A 21,421-nucleotide genomic window follows, 5' to 3' on the forward strand; every position below is an offset into this window, starting at 1 on the left:
ACGATGTCGGAGGCCTTCGTAGACTCGATACGTGGCAACCGACTCCTTCGTTCATCTGCACGTGCACAGCGAGTACTCGATGCTCGACGGAGCGGCCAAGATCGGGGCGATGACCCAGGCCGCGGCCGAGTACGGGATGCCGGCGATCGCCGTCACCGACCACGGCAACACCTTCGCGGCGTTCGAGTTCTACAACGCGGCGAAGGCCGCCGGCGTCAAGCCCATCATCGGCCTGGAGGCCTACGTGACGCCGGGCACGCACCGCAGCGACAAGTCGCGGGTCGCCTGGGGGTCGCCCGATCAGAAGAGCGATGACGTCTCGGGATCGGGCGCGTACACCCACATGACGATGTGGAGCCAGAGCACGGAAGGGATGCACAACCTCTTCCGGCTGAGCTCGCTGTCGAGCATGGAGGGGTACTACTTCAAGCCACGAATGGACCGGGAGCTTCTGCAAACCTATGGGAGGGGTCTCATCGCGACGACCGGCTGCCCGTCGGGAGAGGTGCAGACGCGTCTGCGGCTGGGGCAGTACGACGCCGCCCGTGCGGCCGCTGCAGAGTTCCAGGACATCTTCGGCAAGGAGAACTACTTCGCCGAGATCATGGACCACGGTCTGTCGATCGAGCGACGAGTGATGACCGATCTGATCCGCCTCGCGAAGGATCTCGACATTCCGCTCGTTGCCACCAACGACTCGCATTACACCCACCAGCACGAGGCCGACGCCCACGAGGCGCTCCTGTGTGTGCAGTCCGGGTCCACGCTCGACGATCCCAACCGGTTCAAGTTCGATGGCGACGGCTACTACATCAAGACCGCTGCGGAGATGCGCCAGCTCTTCCGCGACCACCCCGAGGCCTGCGACAACACGTTGCTCATCGCGGAGCGGTGCGAGGTGGAGTTCAACACCTCGGCGAACTACATGCCGCGTTTCCCGGTGCCCCAGGGCGAGACCGAGGACAGCTGGCTGATCAAAGAGGTCGAGGCGGGCCTGCACTACCGCTACCCGGGAGGCATCCCCGACAAGGTCCGCACGCAGGCCGAGTACGAGACCGGCATCATCCTTCAGATGGGCTTTCCGGGGTACTTCCTCGTCGTCGCCGACTTCATCAACTGGGCGAAGGACAACGGCATCCGTGTCGGTCCGGGGCGCGGATCGGGAGCCGGCTCGATGGTGGCGTACGCCATGCGCATCACCGACCTCGACCCGCTCGAGCACGGTCTCATCTTCGAGCGCTTCCTCAATCCCGACCGCGTGTCCATGCCCGACTTCGACGTCGACTTCGATGACCGTCGCCGTGGCGAGGTGATCGACTACGTCACCGAAAAGTACGGGTCCGAGCGGGTCGCGCAGATCGTGACCTACGGCACGATCAAGTCGAAGCAGGCGCTCAAGGATGCCGGTCGCGTGCTCGGCTTCCCGTTCAGCATGGGGGAGCGTCTGACCAAGGCGATGCCGCCCGCCGTGATGGGCAAGGACATGCCGCTGTCGGGCATGTTCGACACCGCTCATCCGCGCTTCAAGGAAGCGAGCGAGTTCCGCTCGCTCATCGAGACCGACCCCGACGCCAAGACCGTTTTCGACCGCGCGCTGGGCCTGGAAGGCCTGAAGAGACAGTGGGGCGTGCATGCTGCCGGCGTGATCATGTCCAGCGAGCCGCTGTTGGACATCATCCCGATCATGCGCCGCGAGCAGGACGGCCAGATCGTCACCCAGTTCGACTATCCGTCGTGCGAGGCGCTCGGCCTCATCAAGATGGACTTCCTCGGGCTTCGCAACCTCACCATCATCTCGGACGCGCTCGACAACATCCGGATGAACCGTGGGGAGGAACTCGACCTGGAGCACCTGACGCTCGACGATCGCGCGGCGTACGACCTGCTCACGCGAGGAGACACCCTCGGTGTCTTCCAGCTCGACGGCGGCCCCATGCGTGCCCTGCTGCGGTTGATGAAACCGGACAACTTCGAGGACATCTCCGCCGTCATCGCCCTCTACCGTCCCGGCCCGATGGGCGCGAACTCGCACACCAACTACGCGCTGCGCAAGAACGGTCAGCAGCCGATCACTCCCATCCATCCCGAGCTCGAAGAGCCGCTGCGCGACATCCTCGACACCACCTACGGCCTGATCATCTATCAGGAGCAGGTCATGGCGATCGCACAGAAGGTCGCCGGGTTCTCCCTCGGACAGGCCGACATCCTGCGTCGCGCGATGGGGAAGAAGAAGAAGTCCGAGCTCGACAAGCAGTACGAGGGCTTCTCCGGCGGCATGAAGGAACGCGGTTATGGCGAAGGCGCCGTTCAGGCGCTCTGGGACATCCTGCTGCCCTTCTCCGACTACGCCTTCAACAAGGCCCACTCCGCCGCCTACGGTCTGGTCTCCTACTGGACGGCGTACCTGAAGGCCCACTATCCCGCCGAGTACATGGCGGCGCTGCTCACGAGCGTCGGAGACTCCAAGGACAAGATGGCCGTGTACCTCAACGAGTGTCGGCGAATGGGTATCCGGGTGCTCCCGCCCGATGTCAGCGAGTCGATCCGCTACTTCGCGGCCGTGGGCGAAGATATCCGCTTCGGGCTGGGCGCCGTCCGCAACGTCGGGGCGAACGTCGTCGACGGCATCGTCGAGGCCCGCGGCGATGAGGGATTCTCCAGCTTCCACCACTTCCTCGACACGGTGCCGATGCACGTCGCCAACAAGCGCACCGTCGAGTCGCTCATCAAGGCCGGCGCGTTCGACTCGATGGGCGACACTCGGCGGGCCCTGCTGGAGGTGCACGAAGACGCGGTCGAGGCGGCGGTGGACCGCAAGCGCAACGAGGCTCAAGGCGCGATCGGCTTCGATTTCGACTCCCTCTACGACGCCGCCGAGGAAGCGGTGCCCCCCAAGGTGCCGCCCCGGCCGGAGTGGACCAAGAAGGACAAGCTCGCCTTCGAGCGGGAGATGCTCGGGTTGTACGTATCCGATCACCCGCTGGCCGGGCTCGAGATCCCCTTGGCCAAACACGCGTCCACGTCCATCCACGACCTCCTGGCCTCGGATGACGTCAACGACGGCGACATCGTCACGGTGGCCGGCCTCGTCACGAGCGTGCAGCACCGCGTCGCAAAACAGAGCGGCAACCCCTACGGCATGATCACGGTCGAAGACTTCGACGGAGAAGTGACCGTGATGTTCATGGGCAAGACCTACACGGAGTTCCAGTCGATGCTCGTCGCCGACAGCATCCTGGTGGTGCGCGGTCGTGTCTCCCGGCGCGATGACGGGCTGAACCTGCACGGGCAGTCGGCGTTCTCGCCCGACCTCGGTTCGGTCGATGCCACCGGCTCCTTGGTGCTCCTCATGCCCGAGCATCGCGCCACCGAGTCGACGGTCACGCAGTTGGCTCAGGTGTTCTCCCGTCACCCCGGCGACACAGAGGTCACCCTCAAGCTGCATAAGAGCGGCGTCGCGAAGGTGTTCGAAGTGCCGGCCCAGGTGCGTGTCACGGTCGACCTCTACGGCGAGTTGAAAGGCCTGCTCGGTCCGCAGTGTCTGGGCTGAGCCTGTGATCGGCCAGGTAGGATCCCAGTCGAGTTCTGTTCCGGAAGGATGCGTGACGTGACCGACGAGAAGCCCACCCCCGACAGCGCCGATGAGAGCACCGGCGAGGAGCACGACGTCGCCGTTGCCGCAGAGTCATCGAGCGGTCGAGAGCATGCCGCCGACGAGACTCCGGTTTCGGATGCCGCCGCCGGCGCTGCCGAGGTCGATGAGCCCGCCGCGACCTCCGCGCCGGACGTCTCGACCGTCACCTTCGCCGAGGCGTTCGAGGCGATGACCGACGGACCGGACGGCGTCGATGAGTCCGCTCCCGCGCAGTACGGGGTGGGCCCGTTCTCGATTCGCGAGGTCTCGCTCGGCGCGGTCTGGCTCGTCGCATTCGTCGTCTCGTTCTTCCCGATCTACAGCTACGGCAACCGCGGTTGGGGGACGTCGGTCTGGACGGGCATCGACTGGCTGCTCACGATCGGCGTGCCGACAGTCGCCGTGTTCCTGATCGGCCTGCGTCGACTCTCGCCGCAGGGCATCCGCCGCGTCGGCTCGCTCGGAATCGATCAGTTCGCCTCGGTCGCCTTCTCGGTCTCGTCGATCATCTGGCTCGGCATCCTCTGGAGCTCGTTCGTCTCGGTGGGCGGAGGAAGCGTCTTCCTCGCGACCTGGGTCGTCTGGGTGGAGTTCATCCTCATGCTGGCCGGTGTCGTGCTCACCGTCTTCGCGCCGCTTCTGCCGACGATCGGCGAGGACTTCCAACATCGCTCGGAGGTGCCCGCCCACCGGTATGCGAGCCCCGCTCGCCCCGTCGTAGCCCGTCCTGCGACGCAGCGGGCGCCGTACTCGGGCCCCGTCGCGACGCCGCTGACCGACGCCCACGCTGACGGGGCCCAGAGCGATGGCGCCGCACCCGTCGCGGAGCCGACGTCGGAGACCACCGTCTTGGACGAGACGGTGCTCGCCCCCAGCCCGTCGCAGGCCTTCTGGGCCCTCGTTCCCGTCGAGCGCGACGTCGTCGATGAACACGGCACACCGCTGTTCCGCATCGGACCGACGGCATGGGCATTGGTCATCGAGGATCGCGGTGATCGCTTCGTCGTCCGTCACGAAGACGGCCGCATCGGCTACCTCACGGACGTCTCCGGCGTCACACGCGGGTAGCCTGGAACGATGCTCCGCACCATTGATGTGCGCGGTCGCGAGTTGACGACCGCGCAGTGGATTGCTGCTGTGCCCCGTGCTCAAGCCGCCCGCGCCGAAGCCCTTCAGGCGGCCTTCGAGATCGTCGACGACGTGCGCCTGCGCGGAGAAGCGGCGTTGCGGGAGCAGGCGGCGCGCTTCGATCGCGTCGAGGATCACGCCATTCGCGTGCCCGCCGCGCACCTCGACGACGCGCTCGAGCGTCTCGACCCGGGGGTACGGCGAGCGATCGAGGAGATGATCCGCCGCGTGCGGCTGGCCTCTGCCGCCCAGGTTCCCGCTGCGGCGATGACCGAGATCGTCCCCGGCGGCCGCGTCGAACAGCGCTGGCAGCCCGTTCGCCGCGCGGGTGTCTACGTGCCCGGCGGCAAGGCGGTGTATCCGTCGAGCGTCGTCATGAACGTCGTGCCCGCTCAGGTCGCCGGCGTCGGCGAGGTCGCGCTCGCGTCGCCGCCCCAAGCCGATGCGGGCGGCAGGGTGCATCCCGACATCCTCGCCGCCGCGCGACTTCTCGGTGTGACGGAGGTCTACGCCATGGGCGGGGCCGGCGCGGTCGGCGCCTACGCGTACGGCGTGGACAGCATCGGCCTGCAGCCCGTCGACGTCGTCACCGGCCCTGGCAACAACTTCGTCGCAGCGGCCAAGCGCGCCGTCGGCGGGCTCGTCGGAACGGATTCCGAAGCCGGCGCGACGGAGATCCTGATCGTCGCCGATGAGCACGCCGATGCTGCACTGGTCGCCGTCGATCTCATCAGTCAGGCCGAGCACGATGAGCAGGCATCGGCGGTGCTCGTCACCTGGTCGCAGGAGTTGGCGGATCGTGTGCGTGCTGAGGTCGTGGAGCGGGTCTCACGCACCCGCAACGCGGCCCGCGCGACCGAAGCGCTCAACGGTCCGCAGTCGGCGGTCGTCCTGGTCGATGATCTCGCGGCAGCCACGGCCTTCAGCAACGCGTACGCACCGGAGCATCTCGAACTGCACCTGCGCGACCCTCGTCCGGAGGACTTCGTCAATGCCGGTGCGGTGTTCGTCGGTGCGTACTCGCCCGTGAGTCTCGGGGACTACCTGGCCGGTAGCAACCACGTGCTCCCGACGGGCGGGCAGCCGCGGTACGCGGCGGGCCTGTCGGCGGCGACGTTTCTGCGTCCGCAGCAGGTCATCGTGTACGACCGCGAAGCGCTGCGGGCGGCCCACGACGACATCGTCGCGCTGGCGGTCGCCGAGGCGCTGCCGGCGCACGGCGAAGCGGTCACTGCGCGGTTCGCGGACCTTTCGGCGGGGGAGTGACGCGTGCATTGCCCGTTCTGCCGTCACGCCGATTCGCGCGTGATCGATTCCCGTACCAGCGATGACGGTCTCAGCATCCGCCGTCGCCGCCAATGCCCGCAGTGCGGAGGCCGGTTCACGACCGTCGAGACCGCCAGTCTCAACGTCATCAAGCGCTCCGGCGTCATCGAGCCGTTCAGTCGCGAGAAGGTGATGTCCGGCGTTCGCAAAGCCTGCCAGGGGCGCCCGGTGACCGAAGGCGATCTGGCGATGCTCGCTCAAGCGGTGGAGGAAGCGGTGCGCCAGACCGGCGCGTCGCAGATCGACACGAACGAGATCGGTCTGACCATCCTCGGCCCGCTGCGCGACCTCGACGAGGTGGCCTATCTGCGCTTCGCCAGCGTGTACCAGGCTTTCGACTCGCTGGAGGACTTCGAGGCGTCGATCGCGCAGCTGCGTGCCGACCACGCGGCGGAGGCGACGGAGTAGTCACGGCCGTCGCGCGCGGGACGACCCTGGGCGCGCCCTAGGCTGAGATCCGATGTACGCCTTCATCTTCCGCACCGTCTTCGCGCACATGGACCCCGAGCGGGCCCACCACCTCGTCATCCCCGTCATCCGTGCATTCGGCATCTGGCCGCTGCGTCCGATCGTGCGGGCGCTGACGGCGCCGGACCCGTCCCTGCGCACGCGCGCCCTCGGGATCGACTTCGACTCGCCGTTCGGTGTCGCCGCCGGCTTCGACAAGAACGCCGTGATGAGTGAGGGCCTGTTCGCGCTCGGCTTCGGTCATGTCGAAGTGGGCACCGTGACGGCGGTGCCGCAGGAGGGAAACCCGCGTCCACGGCTGTTCCGCCTCATCGCCGACAGAGGCCTGATCAATCGCATGGGCTTCAACAACGCGGGCGCCTCGGCGGCTGCCCGCAGGCTCAGCCGATCGCGCCGTCGAGCCCGCCGCGCCGTGCTCGGTGCGAACATCGGCAAGAGTCGCATCGTCGATGTCGAGCACGCCACGGCCGACTACGTCACCAGCACGAAGCTGGTCGCTCCGGTGGCGGACTACCTCGTCGTCAACGTCTCCTCGCCCAACACTCCCGGGCTGCGCGGACTGCAGGCCGTAGAGACGTTGCGCCCCCTCCTGGAGGCGGTTCGGGATGCCGCAGGCGCCACCCCCCTGCTCGTGAAGATCGCCCCTGACCTCCCGGACGACGAGGTCGAGGCGGTGGCGCGCCTGGCGGTCGACCTCGGCCTGGCCGGGCTCGTCGCGACCAATACGACGATCTCACGCGAAGGCCTCACGGCGGACGCCTCCGCGGTTGCGGCGATGGGGGCGGGCGGCCTCTCCGGTGCCCCGCTGCGCGGTCGGGCGCTGGAGGTGTTGAAGATCGTGCGCGCGGTCGTGCCTGAGGGGTTCTGCGTCATCTCCGCCGGAGGCGTGGAAGACGCCGACGACGTGCAGCAGCGGCTGGATGCCGGGGCCACTCTCGTGCAGGGATACACCGGCTTCATCTACCGCGGGCCCCTCTGGGCGCGTCAGATCAACCGAGGGCTGGTGGCGGCGCGCCGGACCCGCTGACCGTGTTCGTTGGCGCGCTCCGCGTGTAGCGCAGAGTGCCGCGCCGCTCGTGGGGGCGCAGTCCAGCCTCCTCGAGTACCCGTCGCATCCGGTGCATGAGCGGCGGCAGCTGCGAAGCTTTACCGTTCTGCTGGCGCACCATGCCCACGAGGAATGTCTCGCTGCGGGTCGCGGTGTGCACCTCGAAACGCGCAGTATCGCCTTGCGAGCGCCAGATCACGCTCTGGATCATCGGGTACGGAACGGTCCAGCGGTCTTCGGCATCCACAACGAGCGCTCCGGTGTGCCACCGAAGCGTCACGGGGAGGCGCCGACTGTTGACGACTCCCCAGATCGCCGCGTACACCGGCATCCCGACGAAGAGGCCCAAAGCGACGACGATCATGAGCGGGGGCAGGCGGAGGAGCCAGCGTTCGGTGACGATCACGACCACCGCGCTGAGCGCGCCGACGACGACCACCGCTCCGACGGCGAGAGCCGTCAGCGCCGCTGTCGTGAAGCGCGCGGCGTTCACCGTGACTTCGGGACGACGATCCGCCCCGCTCCACGTGGGCTCCGCCAGGGCCGCCGCGCGTCGCTCAGCGGCGCGGTCGAACCGTCCGGAGATTCGACCGAGGAGGGTGATCAGCACCCATCCACCGGCCGGTGGGATGCCGAGCGCGACGACGGAAAGTGAGCGAGGCCACGGTTCCGGCAGCGATCCGAGGGCCCGGATGAGGGGAGTGGTCGATGCCAGCAGCGCGATGGCCCCGAGGGCGAGTGCGACGTGCCCTCCCCACTGCCACCGCTCTGGCCAGGCGCTCAGCGCATTGACGAGGGCGAAACCGATTGCCCAGCCGCCGATGATGACGCAGAGGTAGGCCGGGAATCCGCCGTCGCTCGTCGGAGTGACGAGCAGTGCGCCCGCGGCGCAGAGCACGACGCCCATGAGTGCGGGCACGACGACGAACCAGATCCGCCACTGGTGCGCGGCGCGAGGAGTGGACTGCTCCGTCGGCCTCCGACTCGTCGTCGCGCCGTCGGTGTCCGCGGCATCGGCGCCGCCCATCGGAACGATGACCTCAGACGGGTCGGCCGCCGCGCTTGACCTGCGGCTTGGGCAGCCTCATGAAACGCATCTGGATCGTGCGCATGCCGGCGTACCAGCCGAGGCCCTTCTCCGTGCGGTCCGCGAACTTCTCGCGCGCGAGCTTCTTCACCCGCACGCTCGTGATGACCATGTCGACGACGACCACGAGGATGTAGAGCCAGAGTGCGGCGAACCCGTAGTAGACGATGGCGGTGTTCGGAATGAGGCTCAGCAGGATCACGATCAGCATGAGCGGCATGAGCAGCTCGCCCGGGTGCCACCCACCGTCGACGACGTCGCGGACGAACCGGCGCTGCGGGCCACGGTCGCGAACCGGCAGGTACTTCTCCTCGCCGTTCGCCATGCCGATGCGGGCACGCTCGCGCTGCGAGGCCAGCTCGGCTTTCGCGCGGGCCCGCGCCTCCTTCGTGTCGGCGACGAGAGGACGCTTGCGGGCGGCCTCCTGCTCGGCTCGCGACGGCGTCGGACGGTGCTTGCCGGGTCCGGTCGGGACGGTGGCGTCGGCGTCGGGAGCGGCGGGGTTCTTGGCCACGGTGTGGATCCTCGTTGTCATCACGGGTGGTGCGCACGCGCGGGAACGCGCGGCAGCTGCGCTCTAAGATTACCCGCATGAGCTCGGAGCTGTCCCGTCGTACCGCCGTCCGCGATGCCGCCGAAGCGGCCGTCCCCGCCGCCCTCGCCGATCTGGGGCGACTCGTGCGCATTCCGTCGGTGGCGTTCCCCGGCTTCGATCGGGCCGAGGTCGCACGCAGCGCCGATACGGTGGCTGAGCTTCTCGAGCAGCTCGGCATCTTCGAGCGCGTCGAGGTGAAGACCGCGATCGTGCCCGAGACGGGAGCGGAGGGGATGCCCGCGGTGCTCGCCACGCGCGCAGCGCGCAACGGGCGTCCGACGATTCTGCTGTACGCCCACCACGACGTTCAGCCCGTCGGTGACGAGTCGCTCTGGGAGACGCCGCCCTTCGAGCCGACGGTGCGCGGTGGACGCCTCTACGGACGCGGAGCCGCCGACGACAAGGCCGGGATCATGGCGCACATCGGCGCCCTCCGCGCTCTCGTCCACGCGTGCGGCGGCGACGTCGACCTCGGTGTGAACCTCTTCATCGAGGGTGAAGAGGAAGCCGGTTCGGCATCCTTCGCGCAGTTTCTCAGCGACAACGCCGACGCGCTGCGCGCGGACGTCATCGTCGTCGCCGATTCCGGCAACTGGGATGCGACAACTCCGGCCCTCACGGTGTCGCTGCGTGGCAACGCACGCTTCACGATGACCGTGCGCACACTGGAGCACGCCTCCCACTCCGGCATGTTCGGCGGTGCCGTGCCCGATGCGATGCTGGCGACCGTGAAGCTGCTCGCCACGATGTGGGACGACGATGGTGCGGTCTGCGTCGCCGGGCTCACCGAGCGCGAGGCATCGACTCCCGACTACTCCGAGGAGACCCTGCGTGATGAGGCCGGGCTCCCCGAGGGTGTGAGCCCGATCGGACGCGGCTCGATCCTCAGCCGCATCTGGAACAAGCCCTCCATCACCGTCACCGGCATCGATGCGCCAAGCGTGAAGAACGCCTCGAACACGCTCTCTCCCGAGGTCTCCGTCGTGATCAGCATGCGGGTGGCCCCCGGCCAGCCCGCCCGCGAGGCCTACGCCGCGCTGGAGGCCCACCTTCGCGCACACGCCCCGTTCGGCGCGGAGCTGACTTTCCGCGATGTCGACTGCGGCGATGCGTTCCTGGTCGACACCACCGGGGCCGCGGTGACGTCGGCGCGCGACGCGCTGCGCGAGGGATACGGCGTCGAACCGGTCGACATCGGCGTCGGAGGATCGATCCCATTCATCGCGGATCTCGTGCGCGAGTTCCCGGGGGCGCAGATCCTGGTGACCGGCGTGGAGGATCCGCATGCGCGGGCGCACAGCCCGAACGAGTCGCTCCACCTGGACACGTTCCGCCGCGCACTCGTGTCCGAAGCTCTGCTGCTCGAGGAGCTCGATCGCGGGTGACACGGCTCGCCGCTGTGTCGGCGCGCGGGCGTCATCGGCCCGGGGCGCCCGCTGCCGCGTAGAATCGAGCACGACCCGCCGTCTGATAACGGCTTCGATCGCAACGAGGTTCCGGAGAGTGCCATGACCGACATCGCCACCAACACCCCCGTCGAGGCCACCACGGCTGCGCACGGCGTTCTCCTCACGGACGCTGCGGCCGAGAAGGTGAAGAACCTGCTCCAGCAGGAGGGGCGCGACGACCTGCGCCTCCGGGTCGCGGTGCAGCCCGGTGGGTGCTCGGGCCTGATCTACCAGCTGTACTTCGACGAGCGCTTCCTCGACGGCGATCAGGCCGTGGACTTCGACGGCGTCGAGGTCATCGTCGACGACATGTCGGTGCCGTACCTGGATGGCGCGACGATCGACTTCAAGGACACGATCTCCGAGCAGGGCTTCACGATCGACAACCCGAACGCCGCGGGCAGCTGCGCGTGCGGCGACAGCTTCCACTGAGACGGGGCGTCGCTGATCAGGCGGGAAAAACCCCTCCGATAGTGGCAGACATCCTGGGCGGATGGCCTGAATCGGGTGGGAGCTTGCCTTAGACTGAACGGTGTTCGACCTTCATGACCCCGAAAGGTGCACCGTGCGCGTCAAACGCCGACTCCGGCTCGCCGTCATCCCGATCGGGATCGCCTCGGCGATCACCCTCGCGGGATGCACTCCCACCGAGCTGAACGGCTTCTTGCCGGGCTTCACCGACGACGGCACGCAGGCTACCAACCACACCGAGATGGTGTCGGGTCTCTGGGTCAACTCCTGGATCGTCCTGCTCGCCGTCGGTGTGATCACGTGGGCGCTCATGGGCTGGGCTGCCATCGCCTACCGTCGTCGTCGCGGCCAGCGCGGCCTGCCGGTGCAGCTTCGTTACAACATGCCCGTCGAGATCTTCTACACGGTTGTCCCGTTGATCCTGGTGCTCGGTTTCTTCGCCTTCACGGCGCGCGATCAGGCGGTGCTCGAGACCCAGTACGACAACCCCGACGTCTGTGTGACGGCGATCGGCAAGCAGTGGGCTTGGGACTTCCAGTACAACGACGACCAGGCCGACTGCCAGGCCGGCGACAACGCCGTCTGGACCATGGGTGTTCAGGCCCAGACCGACGCCCAGGGAAACATCACAAGCGACCTGCCGACGCTTGTTCTGCCGGTCAACGAGAAGGTCAAGATCAAGCTGACCTCCCGCGATGTCATCCACTCCTTCTGGATCGTCGACTTCCTCTACAAGAAGGACATGTACATCGGGAAGGACAACTACTGGTCGTTCATCCCGACACGCGTGGGTGAATACGACGGCAAGTGCGCCGAGCTCTGCGGCCAGTACCACTCGATGATGCTCTTCAAGGTCAAGGTCGTCGAGCCGGCCGAGTACCAGCAGTACCTCGCAGGCCTGCGCGCCGCCGGTCAGACCGGTGACATCAACAAGGCCTACGACCGGCTGCAGAACTTCCCGGGCACGGGAGCCCCCGTCGAATCTGAGGGACAACACTGATGGCGACCACGCTTCCTCTCCAGGGCGAGACTTCCGCGCGCCCGACCACGCTGCCCCCGCGTCAGGCGGCTCTCATGAGCTCGACGCGCGTGGGACAGAAGGGCAACATCATCGTCAAGTGGATCACCTCCACGGACCACAAGACGATCGGGTACATGTACCTCATCGCGTCGGTGATCTTCTTCCTGCTCGGCGGCGTCATGGCGCTGATCATTCGCGCCGAGCTGTTCGAGCCGGGAATGCAGATCCTTCCGACGAAGGAGCAGTACAACCAGCTCTTCACGATGCACGGCACGATCATGCTGCTGATGTTCGCGACGCCGCTGTTCGCCGGCTTCGCCAACGCGATCCTTCCGTTGCAGATCGGCGCGCCGGACGTCGCGTTCCCGCGTCTGAACGCGTTCGCGCTGTGGCTGTTCATCTTCGGATCGGTGATCGCGGTCGCCGGCTTCCTGACTCCTCAGGGCGCGGCCGCGTTCGGTTGGTTCGCCTATCAGCCCCTGGCGGGAGCGTCGTTCTCGCCCGGCGCCGGTGGCAACCTCTGGATGCTGGGACTCGGCATGTCCGGCTTCGGCACCATCCTCGGCGCGGTGAACTTCATCACCACGATCATCACCATGCGCGCGCCCGGTATGACGATGTGGCGTCTGCCGATCTTCTCGTGGAACACCCTCGTCACGAGCATCCTCATTCTGATGGCGTTCCCCGTGCTCGCCGCGGCGATCCTCGCGGCGGCAGCCGACCGCGTGCTCGGCGCCCACATCTACGACCCGGCGAACGGTGGCGTTCTGCTGTGGCAGCACCTGTTCTGGTTCTTCGGCCACCCCGAGGTCTACATCATCGCGCTGCCGTTCTTCGGCATCGTCTCGGAGATCTTCCCGGTGTTCAGCCGTAAGCCGATCTTCGGGTACAAGACCCTGGTCTACGCCACGATCGCCATCGCCGCGCTGTCGGTGTCGGTGTGGGCTCACCACATGTACGTCACCGGCTCGGTGCTGCTGCCGTTCTTCGCGCTCATGACCATGCTCATCGCGGTGCCGACGGGCGTGAAGATCTTCAACTGGATCGGAACTCTCTGGCGCGGCTCGGTGACCTTCGAGACGCCGATGGTGTTCTCGCTCGGCTTCCTCGTCTCGTTCGTCTTCGGTGGTCTGACCGGTGTCATCCTCGCCTCCCCGCCGCTGGACTTCCACCTCTCCGACTCGTACTTCGTCGTCGCCCACTTCCACTACGTGGTGTTCGGCACGGTCGTGTTCGCGATGTTCGCCGGGTTCTATTTCTGGTGGCCCAAGTGGACGGGGCGCATGCTGAACGAGCGACTCGGCATGGTCCATTTCTGGATGCTGTTCATCGGTTTCCACATGACCTTCCTCATCCAGCACTGGCTGGGCGTCGACGGCATGGTGCGCCGCTACGCCGACTACTCGGCCGCGGACGGCTGGACCTGGCAGAACCAGGTGTCCACGATCGGAGCGATGATCCTGGGTGCCTCGATGATCCCGTTCTTCCTGAACGTCTGGATCACCTCGCGCAAGGCGCCGCGGGTCACGGTCAACGATCCCTGGGGCTATGGCGGATCGCTCGAGTGGGCCACCAGCTGCCCGCCCCCGCGTCACAACTTCACCTCGATTCCGCGCATTCGCAGTGAGCGCCCTGCCTTCGACCTCAACCACCCCGAAGCAGCGCTCCCGGTCGGTGTCGGTCCGGCGAAGGACGCTCCCGATGCTCCCGTCATGGACACGGCCGAGGGGAAGGTCAAGTAAGTGAAGACCAACGTCAACCTCTGGTGGATCCTGTCCGGGTTCTTCTTCCTCTGCTTCGCCCTGTACACGGGGTGGAACATCATCGAGCACTCCGACCGGCAGTGGTTCCACGCGATCGAGTGGGTCGGCAGCGTCGCGCTGCTGTTCACGGTGTTCATGGCCGCGATGATCGGCTTCTACGTCGACCGCGTGCACCGCGCCCAGGGCGGCGAGCTGCCGGAGGACTCCCTGACGGCCGACATCGATGACGGCGATCCCGAGATGGGCGAGTTCAGCCCGTGGTCGTGGTGGCCGCTGGTGCTCGCGTTCTCCGCGGCTCTCGGCATCCTGGGTCTCGCGGTCGGCACCTTCCTGCTGCCGATCGGCCTCGGCGTGTTCGTCGTCGCCATCGTCGGGTGGGTCTTCGAGTACTACCGCGGGTACTTCGCACGCTGAGCGGTGCCGGTTCTGCGGTGATGGCTCATTCGATTCGGGCCGGCGTCTCCAGCGACGTCGGCCCGTTTCGCGATGTCAATCAGGATGCGGCGTTCATCGCATCGTGGGGCGCGGGCGTCGCGGACGGTGTCGGCGGCGGCCCGGCCGGCGATCTCGCATCGGCGGCTCTCGTCCATCGGCTGGTCGCAGGAGGCTGGCGAGCGGGCGATGCCGCAGAGCTGACCACTCGGCTGCGGGTGGCCAACTGGGATCTGGGCGCGCACGTACGGCGGGATCCTTCGCTGGCGGGTATGGCGACCACGTTCACGGGGATCTGGTTCGGTGATGGCGGGACCGTGCTTCTTGCGCACACCGGAGACTCTCGAGGCTATCTTCTTCGTTCGGGACGACTGCTGCGTCAGACCCGTGACGACTCGTTCGTCCAGGTGCTCGTCGATCAGGGGCTGGTGACGGAATCCGACGCGATGACGCATCCACGCCGCAACATCATCACCGCCTCGCTTCGCGGCGAGCCGTCCGATACGGTCAGCGTGACCGCGCACACGCCGGTGGCCGGGGATCGCTGGCTGCTGTGCAGCGACGGTGTCAGCGACTACCTGCCGGACGACGCGATCGGTGAGATCCTGCGAGACGTCGACGGGCAACAGGATGCCGCGGAGATCATCGTCGCGGCGGCCCTGCAGGCCGGCTCACGCGACAATGTGACCGCCGTCGTCGCAGACGTCGCCGCGGGGGTTCCGTCGGCCGGTGGGGTTGTCTTCGCGGGAGCGGCCACCGAGCGCTTCAGCGAAGGCGCGCAACCGATCGCCGGCTGAAGCCCCGGTGTCACGCTGCCGCGCAGGCGGAGTGATCACGGGCGCACATACATGACCTGAGGGTCGAACACGCGGGGGAGCGCACCCTGAGCGTTCTCGGTGGGCAGCCCTTCGCGCACCCAGTACTCGTATCCTCCGATCATCTCCTTCACGGAGTAGCCCAGGCGAGCGAACTCTACGGCGCCCTTCGCGCCGGCATTGCAGCCGGGGCTCCAGCAGTAAACGACCACCGGCGTCGTCAGGGGGATCTCCGTCGGAGCCCGCTCAGCGATCTCGCGGTAGGGGATGTGGACGGCGCCCACCGGGTGGCCCTGGGCCCAGGCGTCGGCGCCGCGCACGTCGACGAGTACGAAGGCTTGTCCGTCGCGCTGAGCCGCGTACACGTCTGAGGCGTCGGTCTCGTGTGCGAGTTTGCCGGTGAAGTAGGAGAGGGCGTCAGTCATGGCTCGACGCTACGCGAACGACGAAGCGGCGAGGAGGACCGGGACGGTCACTCCTCGCCGCTTGACTGCCAGCCTGAGCGGGTTGTCAGTCCTTGTCTTTCGCGTCCTTCGTGTCGCCATCCGGGACGATCACATTCGACGGGCGGACGGCGGTCTCGCTCTGGTGACCATCGTCGATCGGGTGGTGCGGCGCGTCGCCGACTCCCGCCCGCTCGTGCATGCCCTGGATCTCGGCATCTTCCTCAGCGGCGATGTGATCCAGCGTGTGATGCTGGTGGGCACGCGCTTCCTCCAGCTCCGCCTGAGTGACCGGAGCGAGGCGGTCCTCGAAGAACCAGCGCGACAGCGAGGCGCGGAAGTTCTCGTGCCAGGGGATGCGACCCTGATCGTTCGGACGCACCACGAGAGGCTGGTTGGTCTCGAAGTCGACGAGCTTGACGATCTCGTACTGGTCGACCGGCTGATGGACCTCGATGTACTCGCCGCCCGGAAGACGGACGATGCGGCCGGACTCGTAGCCGTGCAGGGCGATCTCGCGGTCCTTCTTCTGGAGCGCGATGCACAGACGCTTCGTGATGAAGTACGCGAGAACCGGTCCGACGAACAACAGCGCCTGCAGCGTGTGGATGACGCCTTCCATCGTGAGCCAGAAGTGGGTGGCGATGATGTCCGAGGATGCCGCGGCCCACAGCACCGCGTAGAACGTCACACCGGCGGCACCGATCGCGGTGCGCGTCGCGGCGTTGCGCGGACGCTGGGCGATGTGGTGCTCGCGCTTGTCGCCCGTGATCCAGGCCTCGATGAACGGGTACAGCATCACGATCACGATGAACAGGCCCAGAGCCGTCAGCGGGATGAGGATGTTGAACGACCACGTGCGGTCCCACAGAACGAACTCGAGGTGCGGCGGCACGAGACGCAGCGCGCCGTCGGCGAACCCGATGTACCAGTCGGGCTGCGTACCGGCCGAGACCGGCGACGGGTCGTACGGACCGTAGTTCCAGATCGGGTTGATCGTGAACAGGGAGGCGATCAGGACGATCACGCCGAACGTGATGAAGAAGAAGCCGCCCATCTTCGACATGTAGACCGGGACCATGGGGAAGCCCACGACATTGCTGTTCGTGCGGCCGGGACCGGCGAACTGGGTGTGCTTGTTCACGATCATGAGCATGAGGTGCACGGCGAGCAGCGCCACCAGGATGGCCGGCAGCAGCAGGATGTGCAGCGTGTAGAGGCGCCCGACGATCTGAGTCCCCGGGAACTCGCCGCCGAACAGCAGGAAGGAGGTCCACGTTCCGATCACCGGAATGCCCTTGACCATGCCGTCGATGATGCGCAGGCCGTTGCCCGAGAGCAGGTCGTCCGGCAGCGAGTAGCCGGTGAAGCCTTCGGCCATGGCGAGGATGAAGAGGATGAAGCCGATCACCCAGTTGAGCTCGCGCGGCTTGCGGAACGCACCCGTGAAGAACACGCGGAGCATGTGCACGCCGATGCCGGCAACGAACACCAGCGCAGCCCAGTGGTGGATCTGACGCACCAGCAGGCCGCCGCGGATGTCGAACGACAGGCGCAGCGCCGAGTCGAGAGCCGCAGACATCTCGACGCCGCGCAGCGGGACGAACGCCCCGTCGTAGTGCGTTTCGACCATGGATGCCTGGAAGAAGAACGTCAGGAACGTTCCCGACAGCAGGACGACGACGAAACTCCACAGCGCGATCTCGCCGAGCATGAAGGACCAGTGGTCCGGGAAGATCTTGCGACCGAGCTCCTTGACCAGACCGGAGATGCTGGTGCGCTCGTCGAGGTAGTTCGCCGCGCCGGCGACGAAGCGGCCGCCCAGCGGCTTCTCGTCGCGGGAGGTCTGAGGCGTGGTGTCAGGGCCTGTCTCGGTGACAGTCGCGGTGCTCAATGGCGCTCCCAGAAGCTCGGGCCGACGGGTTCGGTGAAGTCGCTCTGCGCGATGAGGTACCCCTCGGAGTCAACGGTGATCGGCAGCTGCGGCAGCGGACGAGCGGCCGGTCCGAAGATCACCGCGGCACCGTGGGTCACGTCGAACTGCGACTGGTGGCAGGGGCAGAGCAGGTGGTGGGTCTGCTGCTCGTACAGCGCGACCGGGCAGCCGACGTGCGTGCAGACCTTCGAGTACGCCACGATGCCGTTGTACGACCAGCTCTTGCGGTCTTCGGCTTCGACGATCTGCTCGGGCAGCATCCTCATCAGCAGGACGATCGCCTTCGCCTTCTCCTCGAGGTAGCCATCGCTGTGGCTGAGCTCGGCGAGAGACTGGGGGATCACGTGCACCGCGGAGCCCAGAGTGAGGTCGGCGGCACGGATCGGCTCGCCGGTGGGGTCGTGCGCGAGACGCTCACCCTTCTTCCACATCGTGTGGCTGAGGAGGGCGACCGGGTCGCCGGCGATCGGGTTCTCGGGGCTGGACTCGGGCGCCAGACCGCGGAACAGGGTGATGCCGGGAAGCACCGAGGCGACAAGAGCGGCGATCAGCGATCCGCGGATGGCGGTGCGGCGTCCGAACCCGGACTCCTCGTTCGCCTCGCGGAAGACGGCGACGGCGCCCTCTCGCGTCACGTCGCGTCCGCGCGTGGCGTGACGCGGCTCGATGTGCTCCTTGTCGCTCATCACGGCCTTGGACCAGTGGATCGCACCGATGCCGATTGCGAGGAGCGCGAGCGCGATGCCCAACCCGATGAACAGGTTGTTGTGGCGGATGTCGACGATCTGACCGCTCTCGATCGGGAAGAGCATGTAGGCGGCGACGGCCCAGATGCTGCCCGCGAGGGAGAGGTAGAACAGCGTGTAGACCGTGCGAACGGCGCGCTGCATGGCCGCCGGGTCCTTGTCGGTGATGCGCTCCCGGTGGGGCGGGAGGCCCGGGTTCTGCACGGGGTCGGGGACGGCGACGGCGAGCCCGGGGGAGGGCTTCCATGAAGCCCTCTCGTGCTCGAGTGCGTCTTCCTCGTGTGCCATGTCTCGTCCGTTCCCTACGTCAGTGCCGTTGTCCACGTGTGCCCGATCAGTTCGACTTCGCCGTGATCCACACGGTGATGCCGATGAGCGCGCCGATGCCGAAGATCCAGATGAACAGACCCTCCGAGACCGGGCCGAGCGAGCCGAGGTTGAAACCGCCGGCGGACTCGTTCTCCTGCAGGTACATCAGCGACGAGATGATGTCGCGCTTCTCGTCCGGAGTGATGGTCATGTTGTTGAAGACCGGCATGTTCTGCGGGCCGGTGACCATCGCCGCGTAGATGTGCAGCGGGCTGGTCTTGGTCAGTGCCGGGGCGTACTTGCCCTCGGTGAGTGCACCACCGGCGGCGGCGACGTTGTGGCACATGGCGCAGTTGACGCGGAAGAGCTCGGCGCCGTTGGCGACATCGCCCTTGCCGTCGAGGATGCGCGCATCCGGGTAGGTCGGGCCGGGCGCGACCGACTGTGCCCAGGCCGCGATCGCACGGATCTGGTCCTCGGTGAACTGCACCGGCTTCTGAGGTGCCTGCGGCCCCTGCATCTGCAGTGGCATGCGTCCCGTCGACATCTGGAACTCGACGGCCAGCTCTCCGACCCCGTAGAGCGAGGGCCCGTCAGCGGTGCCCTCCATGTTGAGGCCGTGGCACGTGGCGCAGTTGGCCTGGAAGAGCTTCTTGCCGTCTTCGACGGTGAGCGTGGTGGACGACGCGGACGCGGGCTCCGTCGCGGCCATTGCCGCCGACGCGCCGGCGTAGACGCCGCCGGTGACGAGAAGGCCGATGCCGATGAGCGCGGCGGCAGCCCACTTGCTGCGACGACCGGTCTTCTGCCGGGTGGTCTTGGTTGCCATGGAGGAACTCAGCTCCGCTTCTTACTTGACGACGTAGATGACGAAGAACAGGACGATCCACACCACGTCGACGAAGTGCCAGTAGTACGAGACGACGATCGCGGACGTCATCTCCTTGCGTCCGAAGTTCTTGACGGCGTAGGCGCGGCCGATCACGAGAAGGAAGGCCAGGAGGCCGCCCGTCACGTGCAGCGCGTGGAAACCGGTGGTGATGTAGAAGGCCGACGCGTACGAGCTCGCGCTGATCGGCATGCCCTCTGCGACCAGCGTCGCGTACTCCCACACCTGGCCGGAGACGAAGACGGCGCCCATCACGAACGTGAGGAAGAACCACTCCACCATTCCCCACTGACGGAACTGCCAGATGGAGCCGCGACGATACGGCTGGAAGCGCTCGGCGGCGAACACACCGGCCTGGGCGGTGAACGAGGAGAGCACCAGGATGCCGGTGTTCACGGCCGCGAACGGCACGTTCAGGTCGCCGGTGCTGGCAGCCCACAGGTCGGGGGAGGCGTTGCGCAGCGTGAAGTAGATCGCGAAGAGACCCGCGAAGAACATGACCTCGCTGCCGAGCCACACGATGGTGCCGACGGCGACCGGATCCGGCCGCTTGACGGAACGCAAGGCTTGGGAATAGGTCGCTGGAGTGGTCGTCACGCTCCCCATTATGGCTGATTTCACAGCCGGTTTTCGCATCACTGAAGGTGCGTTCGACTTTCGGGGGGATTGGAGGGCCCTTCGGGCGCGCCGGGAGTTGGCTGGCAGAGTGCCGATAGGATCGGGGCTCATGGCGGAGCTCTATTCCTGGCCCGAAATCCTCACTGCGGTGCTCGAGCGGCGCGACCTCAGCGTGTCCGAGTCGACCTGGGCCATGCGGCAGGTGATGCGGGGCACGGCAACGCCGTCGCAGCTCGGCGGATTCCTCCTCGCACTGCGCGCGAAAGGCGAGACCGTCGACGAGATCGTGGGCTTCCGCGACGCGATCCTCGAGGCCGCGCTGCCGCTGCCCGTGTCCGCCGATGTGCTCGACATCGTCGGCACCGGGGGAGACCGCTTCGGCACCGTCAATATCTCGACGATGTCGGCGATCGTGGCCGCGGCGACCGGAATCCCGGTCGTCAAGCACGGCAACCGCGCCGCCAGCTCCGCCTCAGGATCCTCCGACGTGCTCGGTGCGCTCGGCATCGATCTGGCGCTGCCGCCGGAGCGGGTCGCCGAGGTGCTCGCCGAGGCCGGCATCACCTTCGCCTTCGCGTCCGCGTTCCATCCGGGCTTCCGTCATGCGGGGCCGACGCGAGCGGAACTGGGTGTGCCCACCGTCTTCAACTTCCTCGGGCCGCTCTGCAATCCTGCTCGCGCAGAAGCCAACGCCGTGGGGGTCGCCGCTCTCGATCGCGTTCCTCTGATCACCGGCGTCTTCCAGACACGCGGAGCCACGGCGTTGGTGTTCCGCGGCGATGACGGCCTGGACGAGCTCACGACCACCGGCCACAGCCGTGTCTGGGAGATCAGCCGCGGCGACATCCACGAGCACGACCTCGATCCGCGAGACCTCGGCATCCCTCTGGCGGAGATCGACGACCTGCTCGGCGGCGATGCGCAGCACAACGCCGAGGTCGTGCGACGGGTGCTCGACGGCGAAAAGGGCGCCGTACGCGACATCGTCCTGCTCAACGCGGCCGCGGGGATCGTCTCGTATGACCTGTTCCGCGATGCCACGCAGGTGCAGCTGCCGATCGTCGAGCGTCTCGCCGACGCCCGCGACAGGGCAGCGGCGGCGATCGACGACGGCTCGGCTCGCGGTGTCCTCGACCGTTGGGTCGAGGCAACGACTCGCACTGTGGACTGACCACAGGGTTTTCTCCGGCCCGTTCCCCTGGTCCCGGCTCTCGTGAGAGCGATACCGTGAGGCAACAGCACGG

At 67.2% G+C, this 21,421-nt stretch carries 19 protein-coding genes; 12 read left to right on the plus strand and 7 right to left on the minus strand.

Annotated elements, in window-relative coordinates:
- The first annotated feature begins 31 nt into the window (after positions 1-31).
- The 5 genes from dnaE to PP359_RS00940 are packed head-to-tail and all read left to right on the plus strand — an operon-like array spanning position 32 to position 7,583.
- A complete protein-coding gene (dnaE, locus tag PP359_RS00920) occupies positions 32-3,550 on the plus strand; it encodes a DNA polymerase III subunit alpha (RefSeq protein ID WP_112931652.1) in 3,519 nt (1,172 codons plus the stop codon).
- Between the two features lie 57 nt (positions 3,551-3,607).
- Positions 3,608-4,702 carry a hypothetical protein gene (locus tag PP359_RS00925; RefSeq protein ID WP_499249719.1) on the plus strand — a complete coding sequence of 365 codons (1,095 nt, stop codon included), beginning with the start codon at positions 3,608-3,610 and terminating at the stop codon, positions 4,700-4,702.
- A gap of 9 nt (positions 4,703-4,711) precedes the next feature.
- Positions 4,712-6,028: a histidinol dehydrogenase gene (gene hisD / locus PP359_RS00930; RefSeq protein WP_499249720.1), complete on the plus strand. Its 1,317-nt coding sequence runs from the start codon at positions 4,712-4,714 to the stop codon at positions 6,026-6,028.
- A gap of 3 nt (positions 6,029-6,031) precedes the next feature.
- Positions 6,032-6,496 carry a transcriptional regulator NrdR gene (gene nrdR, locus PP359_RS00935; RefSeq protein ID WP_036288013.1) on the plus strand — a complete coding sequence of 155 codons (465 nt, stop codon included), beginning with the start codon at positions 6,032-6,034 and terminating at the stop codon, positions 6,494-6,496.
- A 52-nt stretch (positions 6,497-6,548) separates the two neighbouring features.
- Positions 6,549-7,583, plus strand: a complete 1,035-nt coding sequence (locus PP359_RS00940; RefSeq protein ID WP_112931650.1) for a quinone-dependent dihydroorotate dehydrogenase — start codon at positions 6,549-6,551, stop codon at positions 7,581-7,583.
- Here the strand turns inward: PP359_RS00940 and PP359_RS00945 are convergent.
- Both PP359_RS00945 and PP359_RS00950 read right to left on the minus strand, forming a co-directional pair.
- Positions 7,546-8,631 carry a hypothetical protein gene (locus tag PP359_RS00945; RefSeq protein WP_112931649.1) on the minus strand — a complete coding sequence of 362 codons (1,086 nt, stop codon included), beginning with the start codon at positions 8,629-8,631 and terminating at the stop codon, positions 7,546-7,548. The two genes, PP359_RS00940 and PP359_RS00945, sit on opposite strands and share 38 nt — an antisense overlap.
- A gap of 13 nt (positions 8,632-8,644) precedes the next feature.
- Positions 8,645-9,205: a DUF3043 domain-containing protein gene (locus PP359_RS00950; protein ID WP_112931648.1), complete on the minus strand. Its 561-nt coding sequence runs from the start codon at positions 9,203-9,205 to the stop codon at positions 8,645-8,647.
- A gap of 77 nt (positions 9,206-9,282) precedes the next feature.
- Here PP359_RS00950 and PP359_RS00955 point away from each other — a divergent pair, with 77 nt between their 5' ends.
- The 6 genes from PP359_RS00955 to PP359_RS00980 all read left to right on the plus strand — a co-directional run bounded on the left by PP359_RS00955 (position 9,283) and on the right by PP359_RS00980 (position 15,218).
- A complete protein-coding gene (locus PP359_RS00955) occupies positions 9,283-10,671 on the plus strand; it encodes a dipeptidase (RefSeq protein WP_112931647.1) in 1,389 nt (462 codons plus the stop codon).
- Positions 10,672-10,794: 123 nt separating this feature from the next.
- Positions 10,795-11,166, plus strand: coding sequence for an iron-sulfur cluster insertion protein ErpA (erpA, locus tag PP359_RS00960; RefSeq protein WP_036287992.1), 372 nt, complete (start codon positions 10,795-10,797; stop codon positions 11,164-11,166).
- A gap of 133 nt (positions 11,167-11,299) precedes the next feature.
- Positions 11,300-12,205 (plus strand): aa3-type cytochrome oxidase subunit II, encoded by a 906-nt coding sequence (gene ctaC, locus PP359_RS00965; protein ID WP_039416190.1) that lies wholly within the window; start codon positions 11,300-11,302, stop codon positions 12,203-12,205.
- 74 nt (positions 12,206-12,279) lie between these two features.
- Positions 12,280-13,968, plus strand: a complete 1,689-nt coding sequence (gene ctaD / locus PP359_RS00970) for an aa3-type cytochrome oxidase subunit I (RefSeq protein WP_499249721.1) — start codon at positions 12,280-12,282, stop codon at positions 13,966-13,968.
- Positions 13,969-14,403: a cytochrome c oxidase subunit 4 gene (locus tag PP359_RS00975; protein ID WP_005049192.1), complete on the plus strand. Its 435-nt coding sequence runs from the start codon at positions 13,969-13,971 to the stop codon at positions 14,401-14,403.
- Between the two features lie 20 nt (positions 14,404-14,423).
- Entirely contained in the window at positions 14,424-15,218 is a 795-nt protein-coding gene (locus tag PP359_RS00980; protein ID WP_295778765.1) for a PP2C family protein-serine/threonine phosphatase, read from the plus strand.
- A 35-nt stretch (positions 15,219-15,253) separates the two neighbouring features.
- Here PP359_RS00980 and PP359_RS00985 read toward each other — a convergent pair whose 3' ends face one another.
- The 5 genes from PP359_RS00985 to ctaE form a co-directional block, all read right to left on the minus strand.
- Positions 15,254-15,661: a rhodanese-like domain-containing protein gene (locus tag PP359_RS00985; protein ID WP_005049195.1), complete on the minus strand. Its 408-nt coding sequence runs from the start codon at positions 15,659-15,661 to the stop codon at positions 15,254-15,256.
- Positions 15,662-15,746: 85 nt separating this feature from the next.
- Entirely contained in the window at positions 15,747-17,573 is a 1,827-nt protein-coding gene (qcrB, locus tag PP359_RS00990; protein ID WP_295820325.1) for a cytochrome bc1 complex cytochrome b subunit, read from the minus strand.
- Entirely contained in the window at positions 17,570-18,649 is a 1,080-nt protein-coding gene (gene qcrA, locus PP359_RS00995; protein WP_036287972.1) for a cytochrome bc1 complex Rieske iron-sulfur subunit, read from the minus strand. The genes qcrB and qcrA overlap by 4 nt, the downstream gene beginning before the upstream one ends.
- Positions 18,650-18,695: 46 nt before the next feature.
- On the minus strand, positions 18,696-19,499 hold the full coding sequence (gene qcrC, locus PP359_RS01000) for a cytochrome bc1 complex diheme cytochrome c subunit (RefSeq protein ID WP_005049203.1): 804 nt from the start codon (positions 19,497-19,499) through the stop codon (positions 18,696-18,698).
- Between the two features lie 21 nt (positions 19,500-19,520).
- The gene (ctaE, locus tag PP359_RS01005) at positions 19,521-20,156 is read right to left on the minus strand and encodes an aa3-type cytochrome oxidase subunit III (protein ID WP_499249722.1); all 636 of its coding nucleotides are present in this window, start codon (positions 20,154-20,156) and stop codon (positions 19,521-19,523) included.
- A 130-nt stretch (positions 20,157-20,286) separates the two neighbouring features.
- Here ctaE and trpD point away from each other — a divergent pair, with 130 nt between their 5' ends.
- The gene (trpD, locus tag PP359_RS01010) at positions 20,287-21,348 is read left to right on the plus strand and encodes an anthranilate phosphoribosyltransferase (protein WP_112931645.1); all 1,062 of its coding nucleotides are present in this window, start codon (positions 20,287-20,289) and stop codon (positions 21,346-21,348) included.
- Positions 21,349-21,421: the final 73 nt, after the last annotated feature.

Origin of the sequence: Sphingomonas sp. BLCC-B65, assembly GCF_028550675.1 — a bacterium.
Lineage (GTDB): Bacteria > Actinomycetota > Actinomycetes > Actinomycetales > Microbacteriaceae > Microbacterium.